We start from the raw sequence: 16,057 nt of genomic DNA on the forward strand, positions 1-16,057 counted from the left end.
AGCCGCCCGCCGCTCCCCCAAGGGGCGCGACGGGCGGTACGCGTGGAAAGAAGGGGAAGGTCAGCCCTGGCGGGCCAGGTCGGCCGCGCCGACGAGTCCGGCCTTGCCGCCGAGCTGCGCGGCGAGGACCTGGGCGTGCGGGCGCCAGGCGCCGCCGACCAGCCAGCGCTTGAAGGACTTGCGGATCGGGTCGAGGACGAGGTCGCCCTCGTCCGAGACCCCGCCGCCGACGATGAAGGCGGACGGGTCGAACAGCGAGGCCAGGTCGGCCAGTCCCGCGCCGGCCCAGCGGGCCAGTTCGCGGAAGGCGTCGATGGCCACCAGGTCACCCTGCCGGGCGGCCTCGCTGATGTGCTTGCCCTCGATGCCCTCGGGGGTGCCGTCGCCGAGGGCGAGCAGGATCACCGCGTTCTCGGGGGTGGCGTTGGCGCGCTGCTTCGCGTACCGGACGAGCGCACGCCCGGAGGCGTACTGCTCCCAGCAGCCCTGGCTGCCGCAGCCGCACAGCAGGCCGTCCGGGACGACCCGGATGTGCCCGAACTCGGCGGCGACGCCGAAGCGTCCGCGCCGCAGCTTGTTGCCGATGATGATGCCGCCGCCCAGGCCGGTGCCGAGCGTGATGCAGATGACGTCGTCGTGGCCCTGGCCGGCTCCGAAGCGGTACTCGCCCCAGGCCGCGCAGTTCGCGTCGTTCTCGACGACGACGGGCAGGCCGATGCGCTGCTCGACCTTGTCCTTGAGCGGCTCGTGCCGCCAGTTGATGTTGGGCGCGAAGAGTACGGTCGCGCGCTTGTCGTCCACGTATCCGGCGGCGCCGATGCCGACGGCCTCGATGGTGTGGTTGCTGCTGACCTCGGAAACGGCGGCGCAGATGGCCTCCGTCACTCCGTCCGCGGTCGGCGGGGTGGGCACCTTGTACGTCTCAAGGATCGTGCCCTCTTCGTCGACCACGCCGGCCGCGATCTTCGTGCCGCCGATGTCGACGCCGATGGTGAGTCCCATTAGTCCCTCGGTTTCCGGTCAAACCCCGCCACGGCCAACGGTACCCGAGGCTTCCGGAGGATCAGTCGAGATCGATCCGCTCGGAGGGGCCGTCGTCGGGGCCTTCGTCCCGCGGGTCGCGGTCGTGGGACGCCTGCCGGGGAGCCGGGGGTTCGCCCCGCGTCCAGCGGCGCTCGTGGCCCTCGACGGCCGAGCGGTAGGCGGCGAGCAGTTCGGAGCCGGCGGCCGCGAGGTGGTCGAAGACTTCCGGGTTGCGCTCGATGACGGGCTTGGCGGCGGTCTTGGCCTGGTCGACGATCTGGCGCACCGCACCCTGTGCGGCCACGCCGAACAGCGGGTTGTTCATCCCGGACACCTTGTCGGCGACGGCTTCGAAGAGCTTGAAGAGCTCTTCGGCGGCGGTGCCGGTGCCGCCGGCCGCGGCCTGTTCCTGTCCACGCCGGCGTTCCTGCTCGGCGGCGAGGTCCTCGGCACAGGCGCCGGCCCAGGCGTCGTCGTCGGTGGGACGGTCGGTGGCCTCGCTCATGGCGGACTCTCTCCTGCGGCTGCTGCTGGGCGTGCGGTACGGACTACCTTCGACGGTACCCGAACGGGGGTACGCGGTTCATCGCGTGCGGGGCCAGAGTCCGGGGTCGGGGGTGAAGCGGATGCGGAGCTCCCCCTCGGCGAGGGCGGCGCCGGAGACGGTGCAGCGGCGCAGCGCCCCGGGCAGCGGAACGATCCTGCGGTGGGGGCCGGCCGTGAGCAGCAGCTCGTCGCCGCGGCGGACGAGGTCGAGGTCGCTCTTGTGCGCGCCGGGCAGCGGTACCACCCAGACGAGCACCCCGTCCTCGGCGAGCCGGTCCTCGACGGCCCAGGCCCGGCGGGGTGCGGGCGGCTCGGGGACGAGAGCGTCGGCGGTGGCGAGCCGCTCCAGGTCCTGCGGGCCGCGGGGGTCGCGGCCGAGGTGGGCGAGGGGCACCACGGGGAGCTCGGCGGCCCACTCGGTGGCGTACTTCTCCTGCTGGGCGGCGAGCCCGGCGAGCCAGGGGTCGGCGGAGTCCTGGGGGGCCATGCGGTTGGCGACGACGGCGGAGACGGGCAGCTGCTGGAGGGCGAGTCCGATCCGGCCGAGGCGCAGCGCGTCGGCGGCGGCCGGGCCGGGCTCGGCGACCAGCCGCAGCTCGGTGGTGTCGGCCTCGACGACGGCCTGGACGGTGGCCAGCTCCTCGTCCCAGCGGGCGGCGGTCTCGTAGAGCCACTGCGCGGGCATGGGGACGCCGGCCAGCTGGGCCAGTACGGGCCGCAGGGCGCGGGCGGCCTGCCGTTCGGCGGGCAGCAGCCGGGCGAGGTAGCGGCGCAGCTGGGCGGGGAGGGCGAGGGTGGCCACGGTCTGGTGGAGCGGTGGCATGTCGACGACGACGAGGTCGGTGTCGGGCGCGGCGGCGGCCCGCCGCAGGGCGCGGAGCAGGGCGAACTGCTCGGCGCCGGGGAGTTCGGTGATCTCCTCGGCGCCCAGCGGCCGGGCCCCGACCATGCCGAGCAGGGTGGATCCGCGCTGTTGGAGGGCGACGAGTTCTTCGCGGAACTCCTCGCCGGAGTCGACCCGGGCCACCCGCAGCCCGGGGGCGGTCGGGTCGCCGACCAGGGCGGTGAGCGGGTCGCCGATGTCGCCGGAGAGCAGCAGCACCCGCTGCCCGTGGCGGGCCGCGGCGAGGGCGGTGGCCGCCGCCACGGTGGTCCGCCCGGCCCCGCCGGGGCCGGTGATCAGCAAGGTGTGCATGTGCGGGTGCTCCGGGTCGGTGGTGGTCCGTGGGCCGGGCGCCCACGGGCGGTGGGCCCGGGGGGCGCGCGGCGCGTTCCTCGGCCCGTCCGGTGCGCGGGACGTGGGGTCAGACGGTTTCGACGCGCTTCTTCAGGCCCGCGAGTGCCCGGTCGATGATGACCTTCTCGGCCTTGCGCTTGATCATGCCGAGCATGGGGATCTTGACGTCGACGGTCAGCTGGTAGGTGACCTCGGTGCGCTTGCCGCCGTCGACGGCGGCCAGTCGGTAGGAGCCGTCCAGCTGGCGGAGCATCTGGGACTTGTCCAGGGTCCAGCTGACCTCGTCGGTGCCCTTCCAGGCATAGGCGAGGGTGTGGTCGTCCTTGATCGCGCCCGCGTCGAGCAGCAGGCGGACCTTCTCGGCGCGCCCTTGGGCGTCGGTGGCCAGTACCTCGGCCTCCTTCACCTCGCCGGTCCACTCGGGGTAACGGGCGAAGTCGGCGATCACGGCCATCACGTCGGCGGGCGGAGCCTCGATCGTGATGCTTGAGCTGGTGTGTTCCGCCATCGCGGTCGCTCCTCCGGGCTGGGGGTACCTCCCAGCGGCAGCTGGGGTGGTTCGAGGATGTGTGCGGCCTGGGGCCGCCGCGTGAAGGCTACCGCGCGTGCGGACGTCGCCACTCCAGTGCCTCCCGCGCGGCTCCCGCACCCTGCGGGAGGCCGCCGGGAAGCGGCTGGATCTTCACCATTCGAGGACCCAGGGCCGGCCGGTGGACGCGAAGTGGCCCACGTTCACGCACTCGGTGTTCCCGATGCGCATCCGCCGGGCGAGCGGCTGGTGGACGTGTCCGAAGAGGGCGTAGCGGGGGCGGGTGCGGCGGATCGCGGCGAGCAGGGCCTCGCTGCCGCGTTCGAACCGGCGGGCGACCGTGTCGTAGCAGAGCTCGGGCACCTCCGGCGGGATGTGCGAGCAGAGCACGTCCACCTCGCCGAGGGCCTCGACCTTGGCGGCGTACTCCTCCACGTCCACCTCGTAGGGGGTGCGCATCGGGGAGGGCAGTCCGCCGCCGACGAAGCCGAAGACGCGGCCGCCGATCTCGACCCGCTGGCCGTCGAGCACGGTGATGCCGTCGCGGTCGGCGTACTCGGGCCACAGGCCCGGGACGTCGACGTTGCCGTAGGTGGCGTACGTGGGGGTGGGGAAGGCGGCGAACATCTGCGCGTACTGGCGGCGTACGGCGCCCTCGATGAGGGTGTCCCGGTCCAGGCCGGCCCAGAGCTGCCGGCCGAAGGCGTGGGCCTCCTCGAAGCGGCGCGCGGTGCGCAGCTCGACGATGCGGTCGGCGTTCTCGACGCCGAACAGGTCGGGGAAGATGCCGCGCGAGTGGTCGGCGTAGTCGAGGAAGAGCACGAGGTCGCCGAGGCAGATGAGGGCGTCGGCCCCGTCGCCCGCGCGGGCGAGGGCCTCGGTGTTGCCGTGCACGTCGCTCACGACGTGGACCCGGGTGCGGCCCGACCCGGGGCCCGCGCCCGGACCCGACCCCGCGCCTGGTCCACGGCTTGATCCGCCCGTGCCGAACTGCTGTCCCCGCATGCTGCCAGCCATGCGGCCAACCCTAGGGCTGCCTGGTGGCGGCGGGTAGAGGGGGCGGGAAGGGTGGCCGGACCTGCGGTTACTTCCGAGTCGCAGAAGGGGTCGACTACTGTCTGCACGTAAGTGGTGAGGCAGGGTAAGTGCAGAATGTGACGCACGGAACATCTGGCCGGTTCCCCCTATCGGGAACCCACTACCGGTGGGTAACGTCCGGTCGGTCCACATGGTGGCGATGGCGCCCAGAGGAGCAGCAGTCTTGCGCGAGTTCAGCCTTCCGGCCCTGTACGAGGTCCCGTCGGACGGGAACCTGACGGATCTCATCCGCCGCAACGCCGCTCAGCATCCAGACACCGCCGTCATGAGCCGCAAGGTCGACGGCCGGTGGCAGGACGTGACCGCGACGGAGTTTCTCGCCGAGGTCCGCGCCGCGGCCAAGGGCCTCATCGCGGCCGGCATCCGGCCCGGCGACCGGGTCGCCCTCATCTCCCGTACCCGCTACGAGTGGGTGCTGTTCGACTTCGCGATCTGGAGCGCGGGCGGCGTCACCGTCCCCGTGTACGAGACCAGCTCCGCCGAGCAGGTCCAGTGGATCCTCGGCGACTCCGGCGCCGTCGCCGTCATCGTGGAGAGCCCGGCCCACAGCGCGGCCGTGGCCTCGCTGCGCGACCGGCTGCCCGAGCTGCGCGAGGTCTGGGAGATCGAGCAGGGCGCGCTGGAGACGCTGAAGGCCGCCGGCGCGGAGATCTCCGACGCCGAGGTCGAGGAGCGCAGCAGCCTCGCCAACGCCGACGACCCGGCCACGATCGTCTACACCTCGGGCACCACCGGCCGCCCCAAGGGCTGTGTGCTGACCCACCGCAACTTCTTCGCGGAGTGCGGCAACGCGGTGGAGCGCCTGAGCCCGCTGTTCAAGACCGGCGAGTGCTCGGTCCTGCTGTTCCTGCCGGCCGCGCACGTCTTCGGGCGCCTGGTGGAGGTGGCGGCGGTACTGGCGCCGATCCGCCTGGGCTGCGTACCGGACATCAAGAACCTCACCGACGAGCTGCAGTCCTTCCGCCCCACGCTGATCCTCGGCGTCCCCCGGGTCTTCGAGAAGGTCTACAACTCGGCGCGCGCCAAGGCGCAGGCCGACGGCAAGGGGAAGATCTTCGACGCGGCGGCCGACACGGCCATCGCCTACAGCCGCGCGCTGGACACCCCGCGCGGCCCGTCGTTCGGGCTGAAGCTCAAGCACAAGATCTTCTCCAAGCTGGTCTACAGCAAGCTGCACGCGGTCCTCGGCGGGCGCGGCGAGTACGCGATCTCCGGCGGCGCGCCGCTGGGCGAGCGGCTCGGCCACTTCTTCCGCGGCATCGGCTTCACGGTCCTGGAGGGCTACGGCCTGACCGAGTCCTGTGCCGCGACCACCTTCAACCCGTGGGACAAGCAGAAGATCGGTACGGTCGGCCAGCCCATGCCGGGCTCCGTGGTGCGCATCGCGGACGACGGCGAGGTGCTGCTGCACGGCGAGCAGATCTTCACGGGGTACTGGAACAACGAGGCGGCGACCGCCGAGGCGCTGACCGACGGCTGGTTCCACACCGGCGACGTCGGCACCCTCGACGAGGACGGCTACCTCACGATCACGGGCCGCAAGAAGGAGCTCATCGTCACGGCGGGCGGCAAGAACGTGGCCCCCGCGGTGATCGAGGACCGGATCCGGGCGCACGCGCTGGTCGCCGAATGCATGGTGGTCGGCGACGCGAGGCCGTTCGTGGCCGCGCTGGTCACCATCGACGAGGAGTTCCTCGGCCGCTGGGCGGCGGAGAACGGCAAGCCGGCCGGGGTCACGGCGGCGGAGCTGCGCGAGGACGCGGACCTCATCGCCGCCGTCCAGAAGGCGATCGACGACGGCAATGCGGCGGTCTCCAAGGCGGAATCGGTGCGGAAATTCCGCATTCTGCCCTCCCAGTTCACGGAGGAGTCGGGCCACATCACGCCGTCGCTGAAGCTGAAGCGCAACGTGGTGGCGAAGGACTACGCGGACGAGATCGAGGCGCTGTACCGCGGCTAGTCCGCGGCCGGTCGGCGGCTGGCGGGGCCCGCGGCCGGAGGCCGCTGTCAGCGGGGGTCGGCGAGGATCCTGGCCATGTTCCGCTCCGCGAGGGCGGTGATGGTCACGAAGGGGTTCACGCCGAGCGACCCGGGGATCAGGGAGCCGTCGACCACGTACAGCCCCTGGTAGCCCTTGGCCCGCCCGTACGCGTCGGTGGCGTCCCCGAGGACGCAGCCGCCGAGCGGGTGGTAGGTGAAGTTGTCGGCGAAGGCCTTGTTGTCGCCGAAGAGGTCGTACCGGTACATCGTGAAGTTCCGCCGGTTGATGCGGTCGAAGAGGTTCTTCGCCGCGTTGACCGAGGGCGTGTTCTGGTCCCGCCGCCAGTTGAGCCGGGCCGAGTCGGTGGCGGCGTCGTACGTGAAGTGCCCCCGTTCCCGGTTCTTGGTGATGGCCAGGTACATCGAGATCCAGTGCTCGATGCCCATGGGGAGCGGGGCGATCTCGGCGAAGACCGGGTTCGAGGCGTTGTCCCAGTCGTCGATGCCCATCGCGGGCATGGTGGCCTGGTTGCAGCCGACCGTGTCCCACAGGTGGTTGGCGCGGGCGGTCATGACGTTGCCGTTGGGGCCCCAGCCGAGTCCGACCTTGTCGCTGAGCGCGGGCAGCGTCCCCCTCTCGCGGGCCCGCAGCAGGATCTCGGTGGTGCCCAGGCTCCCGGCCCCGAGGAAGAGCTGTGCGCAGCCGAGTTCGCGGACCTGGGTGACCCGTCCGGTGACATCGCTGGTCCGGACCGTCAGGACGTATCCCCCGGCCGGGTCGGGCCGTACGCCGACCACGCGCTGCATGGTCTCGATGGTGACGTTGCCGGTGCCGACGGCGGCGGCGAGGTAGGTCTTGTCGACGCTCTTCTTGCCGTGGTTGTTGCCGTAGATGACCTCACCGGCGAGGGCCGAGCGGGTCGCGGTGCCGGCCGCCTCGCGCTGCATGTACGCGAAGTCGTAGACGTTGGGGACGAAGACGGTCTTCAGGCCGGTGTTCTGGGCGTGCTTGCGGGAGATCCGGGCGAAGCGGTACCACTCGGTGGATTCGAACCAGGCCGGGTCGATCTCGTTCACCCCGAGCATGGCGCGGGCGCGGGGGTAGTACGTGCCGTACATCTCGTCGGCGTCGACCTGGGGCAGCACCTCGGTGAAGTACGAGCGCCGGGGCGTGGGGGCCATACCGCCGTTGACGAGCGATCCGCCGCCGACCCCCCGGCCGACGTACACGGACATGTCGCCGTAGTTCACGCGGTCGAGGACGCCGGGGTAGGGGCTGATGTCGCGGTTGACCACGTCGAGCCAGAGGAACTGGGCGAGCGGGGCCTCGGTGCGGTTGCGGAACCACATGGAGCGCTGGTCGGGGGCGGAGGTGGACGGGAAGACCTTGCCGTCGGGCCCGGGAGTGTCCCAGAGTCGGCCCATCTCCAGCACGACGGTACGTACGCCCGCCTGGCCGAGCCGCAGGGCGGCGACGGCGGATCCGTAGCCGGAGCCGACGACGATGGCGGGGGCGTACCGGGCGGCGGCGGGCTCCACGGCAGCGGCGGAGGCCACAGAGATCCGGGTGAAGCCGAGAGCGGCGGCGGTCGAGAGGGCGCCGAGGCCAAGCATTTGACGGCGCGTCAGATTTGATGTCATGGCCGCATCATGAGCGGAATCCAGCCGTCCGCCCAGACGCGGTATTGACAGACATCTGAGGAACAGTCAGACGTGGCTGCGCAGCGGGTTGCCGGCGGCTCCGCTGTCGCGGCTCCGCCCCGAACCCCGCTCCTCAAACGCCGGAGGGGCTGAAATCGTCAGCCGGCACCAGCAAAATCCAGCCCCGCCGGCGTTTGAGGCGCGGGGGTCCGGGGGCAGGGCCCGGCGGCGGCGCCGCACCCGGCGATCAGAGCAGCTCGCGCAGCCGTTCCGCCAGGAGGTCCCAGCGCCACTTCTCCTCGACCCACTCCCGGCCACGCTCGCCCATTCGGCGACGGAGCTCCGGATCCCTCAGCAGGGTGACGATCCGGTCCGCCGCCTCCTCGGGGGACCCGCCCCGCACGACCCAGCCCGTCTCACCGTCCAGCACCGCGTCCGGCGCCCCGCCGGAGTCGCCCGCGATCACCGGCAGACCCGTGGCCGAGGCCTCCAGGTAGACGATGCCGAGCCCCTCCACGTCCAGCCCGCCCCGCCGGGTCCGGCACGGCATGGCGAAGACGTCACCCGCACCGTAGTGCGCCGCGAGTTCCGACCACGGGACGGCTCCGGTGAAGACCACCGAGTCCGAGACGCCGGTGGAGACGGCCAGCTCCCGCAGGTCCGCCTCGTACGGCCCGCCGCCCACGATCAGCAGCACCGCGTCCGGCACCGCCGCCAGGATCCGCGGCATCGACTCGATCAGCGTGTCCTGCCCCTTGCGCGGCACCAGCCGGGAGACACAGACGACCACCGGCCGGTCCGTCAGCCCGAGCCGCGCCCGGACCTCGGCCCCGCCCGATCCCGGGTGGAAGGTCTTCTCGTCCACCCCCGGCGGGAGTTGCACCATCCTGGCCGCCGCCCGGTCCGTCACCGCCGAGGCGATCCGCGAGCGCGTGTACTCCCCCAGGTAGGTCAGCGTGTCGGTGCCCTCGCCGATCCGGCGCAGCAGCTGCCGCGCGGCCGGCAGCTGCGCCCAGCCCGCCTCGTGCCCGTGGGTGGTCGCCACGATCCGCCGCGCACCCGCCCGCCGCAGCGCGGGACCCATCAGCCCGAGCGGGGCCGCCGCCCCGAACCACACGGACTCGCAGCCGTGCTCGCGCAGCAGACCGACCGCCCTCCGCGTCACGCGCGGGGTCGGCAGCAGCATCGTCGTACGGTCGCGGATCACCTGGAACGGCTGCTCCGCGTCGAAGGCCGCGGTGGCCTCGCGGCCCTCCGCGCTGTGCTTCCAGGTGGAGGCGTAGACGACGATCCGGTCGGGATCCAGCCGCAGCGCCATGTTGTGCAGGAAGGCCTGGATGCCGCCCGGTCGCGGCGGGAAGTCGTTGGTCACGATCAGCGTCTTGTGCATCGCTGCCAACGTACCGGACGCCCTCAGCGGAACTCCGCCCGCAGGGCCTCCTGCCAGTCCTTCGTCAACGCGTCCGGATCCACGCCGAGGGCCCCCCGCACCGCCACCTGCCACGGCTCGCGCCCGGCCCTCCCGTACAGGTCCACGAGCGCCCCCTCGCCCCACCTCCCCGCGATCAGCCGGCAGGCCAGCCAGGCGCCCTCGTACGCCCGGGCCAGCGCCTCCGGATCGCCGCCGAAGGCGAAGTCCTCCGACCGGGGCGGCGCGCCCGGCACCTCGCCCCGCCGTACGGCCCTGGCCAGGGCCGGGGCGGCCTGCTCCGGAGTGGCCGGGGTGCCGCGGTAGGCCGCCCAGTCCGCGAAGCCCTCGGAGAGCCACAGCGGGGTGGTGGCGGTGGTCGCCGCCCGGGTGGCCACATGGGTGACCTCGTGGGTCAGGATGACCCCGCGGCCCGACGGGCTGAGTTCCGCCCACCCCTGCGGGTTCACGACGACCCGGTCGGCGGGGGCGGGGGCCGCGCCCACCCGGCCCGTGGTGACGGCCCCCATGCCCCGGTACTCCGCGGCCGGGCGACCCAACAGCTCCGCCATCCGCTCCAGGGACCCGGGCACCAGCACCACGGCCCGGCCCGCCCAGGGCCCCGGCCAGGCGGCGCTCGCCGCGGGCACCGCCCGGTCGGCCTCCGCCGCGATCGCGGACAGCGTCCCCGCCTCCTGCCCGACGCCCAGCACCAGAGAGTGCGCCCCCCGGACCACCGCCACCGGGCCCTGGTCCCACAGCTGCGGCAGGGCGCCCGGCGCGGCCCGGTCTCCGGTGACGTGCCACCGGCCGCCGTCCCGGGTCAGGCGCACCTCGCGGGCCGATCCGGCCGCGGCCGCGTCGTAGCCGCTCAGCCGGTAGCGCAGCTCGGCCCGGGCGGTGGCGGCGGCGCCGTCGCGCCGGACCGCGGAGACCTCGTACGCCCAGCCCTCCAGCGGGATCCCGGCGAGCCGCGCGGGCGGTGTCCGGGACCAGTCGGCGACGGCCTCCCGGATGTCCCGCTCGGCGCCGTCCCGCGGGGCGGGCGCGCCGCACCCGGCGAGCAGCGCGCTCAGCAGGAGCGGCAGCACGCGTACGAGGGACCGGCGGACGGGGGACATCCGACGATCGTACGCACGGGTGCGGTCAGGGTCGGGTCACCGAGGAGACGGGCATCATCCCGACCGGGTCGTAGCGGACCCGGGCCCCGGGGTACGGGGCGTGCACCACCTGGCCGTTGCCGACGTACATGCCGACGTGGCTGGCGTCCGATCGGTACGTCACCAGGTCGCCTGGGCGGGCCTGCGAGAGCGGCACCTGCCGGCCGGCGTGCCGCTGGGCCTGGGAGGTGCGCGGCAGCGAGACCCCGGCCTGCCGGTACGACCAGACCATCAGCCCGGAGCAGTCGAAGCCGGAGGGGCCGGTGGAGCCCCACACGTACGGCTTGCCGACCGCGGCCCGGGCCGCCATGACGGCGGTCTCGGCGCGCCCGGAGGAGGGGCCGAAGGAGGACAGCTCGGGCAGCCCCTCGGGGCGGCCCCCGGAGCGCGAAGCGCGTTCGTAGTCGGCCCGCTCCCCGGAGGGCATGGCGTTGAGCAGCCGTCGGGCGGCCGCGAGCTTCGCGGTGACGGAGCGCTTGTGCCGGGCCACGTCGGAGCGCAGGGCGTCGAGTTCGGCGAGTTTGCGGGAGGCCTCGCTGCGCTCCTGACCGAGTTCGCGCTGCTCCTCGCGGAGTTCCTCGAGCTGCCGGGCCTGGCGGCCGGTCAGCCGGTCGAGGGCGGCCGCCCGCTCCAGGTACGCGTCGGGGTCCTCGGCCAGCATCAGCCCGACGGCGGGGTCGATGCCGCCACCGCGGTACTGGGCCCCGGCGTAGGTGCCCAGGACGCCCCGCATGGTGTTGATGCGCTCCTGGCCGCGGGCGACCGCGTCCTGGGCCCGGTTGACCTCGACGCGGAGCCGGTCGGCCTTCTCGCCCGCCTCGTTGAAGCGTTCGGTGGCCTGCTCGGCCTCCTCGAAGAGGCGGTCGACCTGGGCGCTGATGCCGGTTCTCGCCCCGCCGCCGGGTTCGTGCGGGAAGCCGGGCGCCGCGCTCGCGGGTACGCCCGTCATGGCGACCGCGGCCGTGGCCGCGGCGGCGGCGGCGGTGAGGACGGTGACCTTCGTGTTCCGGTCGAGGCTGCCGAGCCCGGCCCGGCGATGGGACGCCACGTGAAACCGCTCCCTTCCGCTGCGCGGGGCCCGGGTCCGCCCCCCGTGGACGGCCGTGTGCCGGGTTCCGCGCTGGCAGACAGTAGCGGCGTGAACACATGCCGACCAACGACCGCCGGCGGGCGCACATGCCGACGCCCCGCAGGAGACGCAGGTCACCGGCGGGGCGTGCGGTCAGACGCGGGCCCGGGAATTCGCCCGGATGGGCGGTGTCGGGCGGGTCCCGTACTGCGGGGCGGAGCGGATCAGCCGACCCGGACGCCGAACTGGAACGGCATGTTGTCCATGGACTCGTACTTGATGCCGCTGCGCGGGTTCGAGGCGTGCAGCGTCATGTTGTTGCCGGCGTAGAGGCCGACGTGGTGCAGGTCGCCGTAGAAGAAGACCAGGTCACCGGGCTGGAGCTGACTGCGGCCGATGCGGGTGCCGTCGTTCACCTGGGTGAAGGTGGTGCGGCTGATGGTGACGCCGGCCTGCTTGTACGCCCACTGCGTCAGCCCGGAGCAGTCGTAGACGTTGGGGCCGGTGCCGCCGGACTGGTAGGTGAAGCCCAGCTTCGTCTTGGCGGCTTCGAGGGCGGCTCCGGCACGGCCGGAGGCCTTGACGTTGCCGAGGTCCACGCGCTGGCTGTCGGCGCGGCTGGCGCGCGACTCCTCGTCCTTGAGCGCCGCGCGCTCCTGCGTGGTCAGGGAGTTGAGCAGGGCCTGGGCCGCGGCGAGCTTCTCGGCGGAGACCTTCTTCTTCTCGCCGAGCTCCTTGCGGGTGGCGTCGAGGTCGGCGAGCTTGCCGGCGGCCTCCTGGCGCTGCTGCGCGAGGGTGCGCTGCTTCTCCTGGATCCGCTGGACCGCCTCGACCTGCTTGCCGCTCAGGTGCTCGAGGGAGGAGGCCTTGTCGAGGTAGCTGTCGGGGTCCTCGGAGAGGAGGAGCGCGAGGGAGGGGTCGATGCCGCCGCTGCGGTACTGGGCGCTGGCCATCGAACCGAGCGTGCTGCGCAGCTCGTTGACGTCGCCCTGGCCGCGCGCGACCTGGTCCTGGAGCTGGCCTATCTCCTTCTCGAGCTTGTCCTGGCGCTCCTTGGCGCCGTTGAACTTCTCGGTGGCCTGCTCCGCCTCTTCGTAGAGCGCGTCGACCTGGGCCTTGACCTCGTCCTTGCTCGGCTTCGCCGGCGCGGCGGAGGCGCTCTGGGCGGTGAGGGCGACGGCTGCGGCCGCGACCGAGGTGAGCACGGTCACACGAGCGCGGTTCGGCTGCTTGGGTCGACGGTGGGACGCCACGAAGGCGAGCTCCTTCTTCCTGGGAGCCGCCGAAGAACGCAACTCGGCAGCACCTTCGCTGCCACCCCGAATGAGTGATCTACCGCACGAAGGTTTGACCAGACCCTAGTGACCCATCTGTGATCAGTTCAAATCCTGCCGGGAAAAAATTCGGTCCCCCACCAGGTTCTTTACCTACAGAGCACGCTCTGTGCAGGGCACTTGACGGTGCGTCCCCCGCGAGTCCCATCAATTCGGGCATCAGGGCGACGAGTTACGAAACGCGCGAAAGCCGCTTCAGCAACAAAGCGGACGTCACGGGTCGTGCGCCCGCCTTGGCCACCCCGTCGGCGACCTCCCGGTCCGTGGAGACCACGACCACCGGCCGGCCGGGCGGCTCCGCGCGCACCAACTGGCGGATCAGCTCGTCCGCCGTCACCCCGGCCTTGGAGAACAGCACCCGCACCCCGCGCGGCGGCGCGAGCAGCACCGGGGCCGCCAGCTCCGCGCCGTCGAAGACACAAGTCATCTCCGCGCCCGTCTGCGCGGCCAGCATCGACAGCCCGCCCAGCAGCCGCAGCCGCTGCTTCTCCAGCGGCATCGTCGGATAGCCCGTCTTGGTCACGTTGTACCCGTCGACCACCAGATGGGCCTGAGGCAACGCCAACAACTGGTCCAGCAAAGCCGGATCGGTCTCCGAGAGGGCCCGGGCCGCGATGTCCTTCGGTGTCATCCGGCCCGGCTCCACCGCGTCCACGGTGTCGGCCGGGCGGGTGTTCACCGGCGGCAGCGCCAGCTCACGGCGCAGCCCCTGCGCCGCGTCCAGCACGGTGTCCAGCAGCAGCCGCAGCCGCATGTCCTCGATGCTGCGCCCCTCACGGGTGGCCCGGCGCGAGGTCTCCAGCGCCGTCTCCACCTCCGCGAGACGGGACTTGAGCCGCCGGGACTCGCTCTCGGCGGCGGCCACCCGGGCGGCCGCGTCGCCACGGATCCCGTCGATCTCCGCATTCACCTTGCGCAGGGCCGCATCACCCCGCTTGACGTCGCTGAGGGCGCTGCGCAGCTTGCGCTGAAGCGATTCCGCTTCCTTGCGGACCGCGTCCAGCTCGACCCGGATCTGCTCGCCTCCCGTGCGCTGCAGTTCCCGTACGTGGGCCAGCTCCTCGCGCAGCCGCTCCAGCTCGCGCCGGGTCTCCTCGCCCACCCGCTCGGCGTCGGCGCGCTGCGCCTCCTCGCCCGCGGCGGCCACCAGCTTGACCCAACCGGCCGGCCGCAGGACGAACGCGGCGGCCGCCACGTCCAGCGGATCCGCGGCGGCCGGGGGCGCGCCAGCCTCCAGCGCGGCGGCCAGATCGGCCTGCGCCTCGCGCAGCTTCTCGGCGACCCTGCTGCGGAACACGGCGTCGGTCTCGACCGCCGCGGCCATGGCGTTGCCCGCGAACTTGGCGCGCCGGGTCGGGGTGAAACGGGCGTACTGGCGCAGCTGCGCCGGGAGGTCCGCGACCGTCAGTCCGCCGAAGGCGTCCGAGACGAGCGCGACGACCCGGCGCCGCACGCCTTCCGGCAGCGGGTGGTCGAGCGCCTCGGCGGCGTCGCCGGCCGCGTCGGCCGGCTCAGCGCCGCTTGCTGGCTCCACAATCCGTCACCCCTACCGTGATCTTCCTGTGGGTGCGTCTCCGTCAGGAGTCCGCGCCCGGCCTGTCCACGAGTTCGATCTGGTCCACCGCGTTGCACCAGCGGCAGCGGACCGACTCGATGGTCTCATTGACCACCTCGCGTTCCTCGACCTTGGGCTCCCCGGCGAGGTCCAGGTGGACGTACTCCACGACCTTCGACGAACGGGTCACGTCGAAGCGCGTGAGGTTGCCGCACAGGGTGCAGCGCCACCGGGTGGTGTCGGTCGGCAGGGGAACCGTCATCAGGCCGCTCTCTCCTTCGTAGCTGATTCAATTAAAGCCGCCCGCGCCGCCGTATGCGTCGTCCTGCGGACCGCAGCTCGTAACCCTACGGCCTGCCACCGCTTCAGGTGGGTCCCCTTACGTCATGCTCTGTCACATGATCGTAAAGTGGCGGGCCGTTCGTGAGGCCGCCCGGGGACCGGTGGTCACCCATGCGCTGATCGCGGGCTGCGCCGTGGTGTTCCTACTCGGCCCGGCCTCGGGGCTCAACCCGGCCTACGGGACGGGGGATGAGCTGCTCTCCGCCGGGACGGCCTACTTCCGACGCTGGGGCGTGGTCCCGGACGAGCTGTTCACGGGCACCCCCCGGGCCTGGCTGACCCCGCTGACGGCCTTGTTCGTCCACGGCAGCTGGCTGCACCTGCTCGGGAACATGCTGTTCCTCCACGTCTTCGGTGCGATGGCGGAGGAGCGGATGGGGCGCCCGGCGTTCCTCGGCTTCTACCTCTGTACGGGTTACCTGGCGATGGCGGCGTACGCGGCGGCCAACGCGGGCTCCCCGCAGACGCTGGTCGGGGCCTCCGGCGCCATCTCGGCCGTACTGGGCGCGTTCCTCTTCCTGCTCCCGCGGGCGAGGGTGACGAGCCTGTTCCCGTTCCTCTTCTTCCTGCCGCTGCGGTTCCCGGCGTGGATCGTGCTGCTGTTCTGGTTCGCCCTCCAATGGGTGGCGGCCCAGCGGGCCGGCAGCGGGCCGGGGGTCGCCTATCTGGCCCATCTGGTGGGCTTCTCGCTCGGCTTCCTCTACGCGTGGGCCCGATATCGGGGTACGACTAGAGTGAGACGACCAGCGACGGCCACCGAGGGAGACAGCCAGCCGTGATCACCGCGATCGTGCTCATCAAGACCAGCGTGGACCGGATCCCCGAGATCGCCGAGTCCATCGCCGCCCTCGAGAACGTCAGCGAGGTCTACTCCGTCACCGGGACGTACGACCTGATCGCGCTGGTCCGCGTGGCCCGCCACGAGAACCTGGCGGACATCATCCCCGGCCGCATCAGCAAGATCCCGGGCGTCGAGGCGACGGACACGCACGTGGCCTTCCGCACGTACTCGCAGCACGACCTGGAAGCGGCGTTCGCGATCGGCCTCGACGCCTAGCTGTATTGACTCGCAGGGTTGTTGACTCGGCTGATGGGTGGGTGTCCGTCGAGTGCGGTGTGGCAGCGGTGGTGGTTG

At 72.5% G+C, this 16,057-nt stretch carries 15 protein-coding genes; 3 read left to right on the forward strand and 12 right to left on the reverse strand.

What is annotated here, in order from left to right; all coding sequences use genetic code 11:
• Positions 1-60 precede the first annotated feature (60 nt).
• From AB8A24_RS29825 to AB8A24_RS29845, 5 genes are all read right to left on the reverse strand, one after another.
• On the reverse strand, positions 61-1,002 hold the full coding sequence (locus AB8A24_RS29825; RefSeq protein WP_266390714.1) for an ROK family glucokinase: 942 nt from the start codon (positions 1,000-1,002) through the stop codon (positions 61-63).
• Between the two features lie 61 nt (positions 1,003-1,063).
• Positions 1,064-1,528 (reverse strand): DUF5304 domain-containing protein, encoded by a 465-nt coding sequence (locus tag AB8A24_RS29830; protein WP_328963662.1) that lies wholly within the window; start codon positions 1,526-1,528, stop codon positions 1,064-1,066.
• A 78-nt stretch (positions 1,529-1,606) separates the two neighbouring features.
• The gene (locus AB8A24_RS29835; RefSeq protein WP_328963661.1) at positions 1,607-2,764 is read right to left on the reverse strand and encodes an ArsA-related P-loop ATPase; all 1,158 of its coding nucleotides are present in this window, start codon (positions 2,762-2,764) and stop codon (positions 1,607-1,609) included.
• 109 nt (positions 2,765-2,873) lie between these two features.
• Positions 2,874-3,314 carry an SRPBCC family protein gene (locus tag AB8A24_RS29840; protein WP_033221846.1) on the reverse strand — a complete coding sequence of 147 codons (441 nt, stop codon included), beginning with the start codon at positions 3,312-3,314 and terminating at the stop codon, positions 2,874-2,876.
• 174 nt (positions 3,315-3,488) lie between these two features.
• Positions 3,489-4,238: a metallophosphoesterase gene (locus AB8A24_RS29845; RefSeq protein WP_266390724.1), complete on the reverse strand. Its 750-nt coding sequence runs from the start codon at positions 4,236-4,238 to the stop codon at positions 3,489-3,491.
• A 358-nt stretch (positions 4,239-4,596) separates the two neighbouring features.
• Here AB8A24_RS29845 and AB8A24_RS29850 point away from each other — a divergent pair, with 358 nt between their 5' ends.
• Positions 4,597-6,393 carry a long-chain fatty acid--CoA ligase gene (locus tag AB8A24_RS29850; protein WP_266390727.1) on the forward strand — a complete coding sequence of 599 codons (1,797 nt, stop codon included), beginning with the start codon at positions 4,597-4,599 and terminating at the stop codon, positions 6,391-6,393.
• Positions 6,394-6,440: 47 nt separating this feature from the next.
• On the opposite strand, the gene AB8A24_RS29855 is transcribed toward AB8A24_RS29850, so the two are convergent.
• From AB8A24_RS29855 to AB8A24_RS29885, 7 genes are all read right to left on the reverse strand, one after another.
• A complete protein-coding gene (locus AB8A24_RS29855; RefSeq protein ID WP_369478067.1) occupies positions 6,441-8,054 on the reverse strand; it encodes a GMC oxidoreductase in 1,614 nt (537 codons plus the stop codon).
• A gap of 247 nt (positions 8,055-8,301) precedes the next feature.
• The gene (locus AB8A24_RS29860; protein ID WP_328963659.1) at positions 8,302-9,444 is read right to left on the reverse strand and encodes a glycosyltransferase family 4 protein; all 1,143 of its coding nucleotides are present in this window, start codon (positions 9,442-9,444) and stop codon (positions 8,302-8,304) included.
• 23 nt (positions 9,445-9,467) lie between these two features.
• Positions 9,468-10,583 carry a hypothetical protein gene (locus AB8A24_RS29865; protein WP_328963658.1) on the reverse strand — a complete coding sequence of 372 codons (1,116 nt, stop codon included), beginning with the start codon at positions 10,581-10,583 and terminating at the stop codon, positions 9,468-9,470.
• A 25-nt stretch (positions 10,584-10,608) separates the two neighbouring features.
• Positions 10,609-11,670 (reverse strand): NlpC/P60 family protein, encoded by a 1,062-nt coding sequence (locus AB8A24_RS29870; protein WP_369478068.1) that lies wholly within the window; start codon positions 11,668-11,670, stop codon positions 10,609-10,611.
• 245 nt (positions 11,671-11,915) lie between these two features.
• Positions 11,916-12,944 (reverse strand): C40 family peptidase, encoded by a 1,029-nt coding sequence (locus AB8A24_RS29875; RefSeq protein WP_030731169.1) that lies wholly within the window; start codon positions 12,942-12,944, stop codon positions 11,916-11,918.
• 253 nt (positions 12,945-13,197) lie between these two features.
• Positions 13,198-14,562, reverse strand: coding sequence for an NYN domain-containing protein (locus AB8A24_RS29880; protein ID WP_328966011.1), 1,365 nt, complete (start codon positions 14,560-14,562; stop codon positions 13,198-13,200).
• A gap of 40 nt (positions 14,563-14,602) precedes the next feature.
• Positions 14,603-14,842 (reverse strand): hypothetical protein, encoded by a 240-nt coding sequence (locus AB8A24_RS29885; protein WP_008738811.1) that lies wholly within the window; start codon positions 14,840-14,842, stop codon positions 14,603-14,605.
• 124 nt (positions 14,843-14,966) lie between these two features.
• Between AB8A24_RS29885 and AB8A24_RS29890 the strand changes: the two genes are divergently transcribed.
• Positions 14,967-15,701 (forward strand): rhomboid family intramembrane serine protease, encoded by a 735-nt coding sequence (locus tag AB8A24_RS29890; protein WP_266390740.1) that lies wholly within the window; start codon positions 14,967-14,969, stop codon positions 15,699-15,701.
• Positions 15,698-15,979 (forward strand): Lrp/AsnC family transcriptional regulator, encoded by a 282-nt coding sequence (locus AB8A24_RS29895; protein WP_030013053.1) that lies wholly within the window; start codon positions 15,698-15,700, stop codon positions 15,977-15,979. Before AB8A24_RS29890 ends, AB8A24_RS29895 begins: the two co-directional genes overlap by 4 nt.
• Positions 15,980-16,057: the final 78 nt, after the last annotated feature.

Origin of the sequence: Streptomyces sp. BF23-19, assembly GCF_041106355.1 — a bacterium.
GTDB lineage: Bacteria > Actinomycetota > Actinomycetes > Streptomycetales > Streptomycetaceae > Streptomyces > Streptomyces virginiae_A.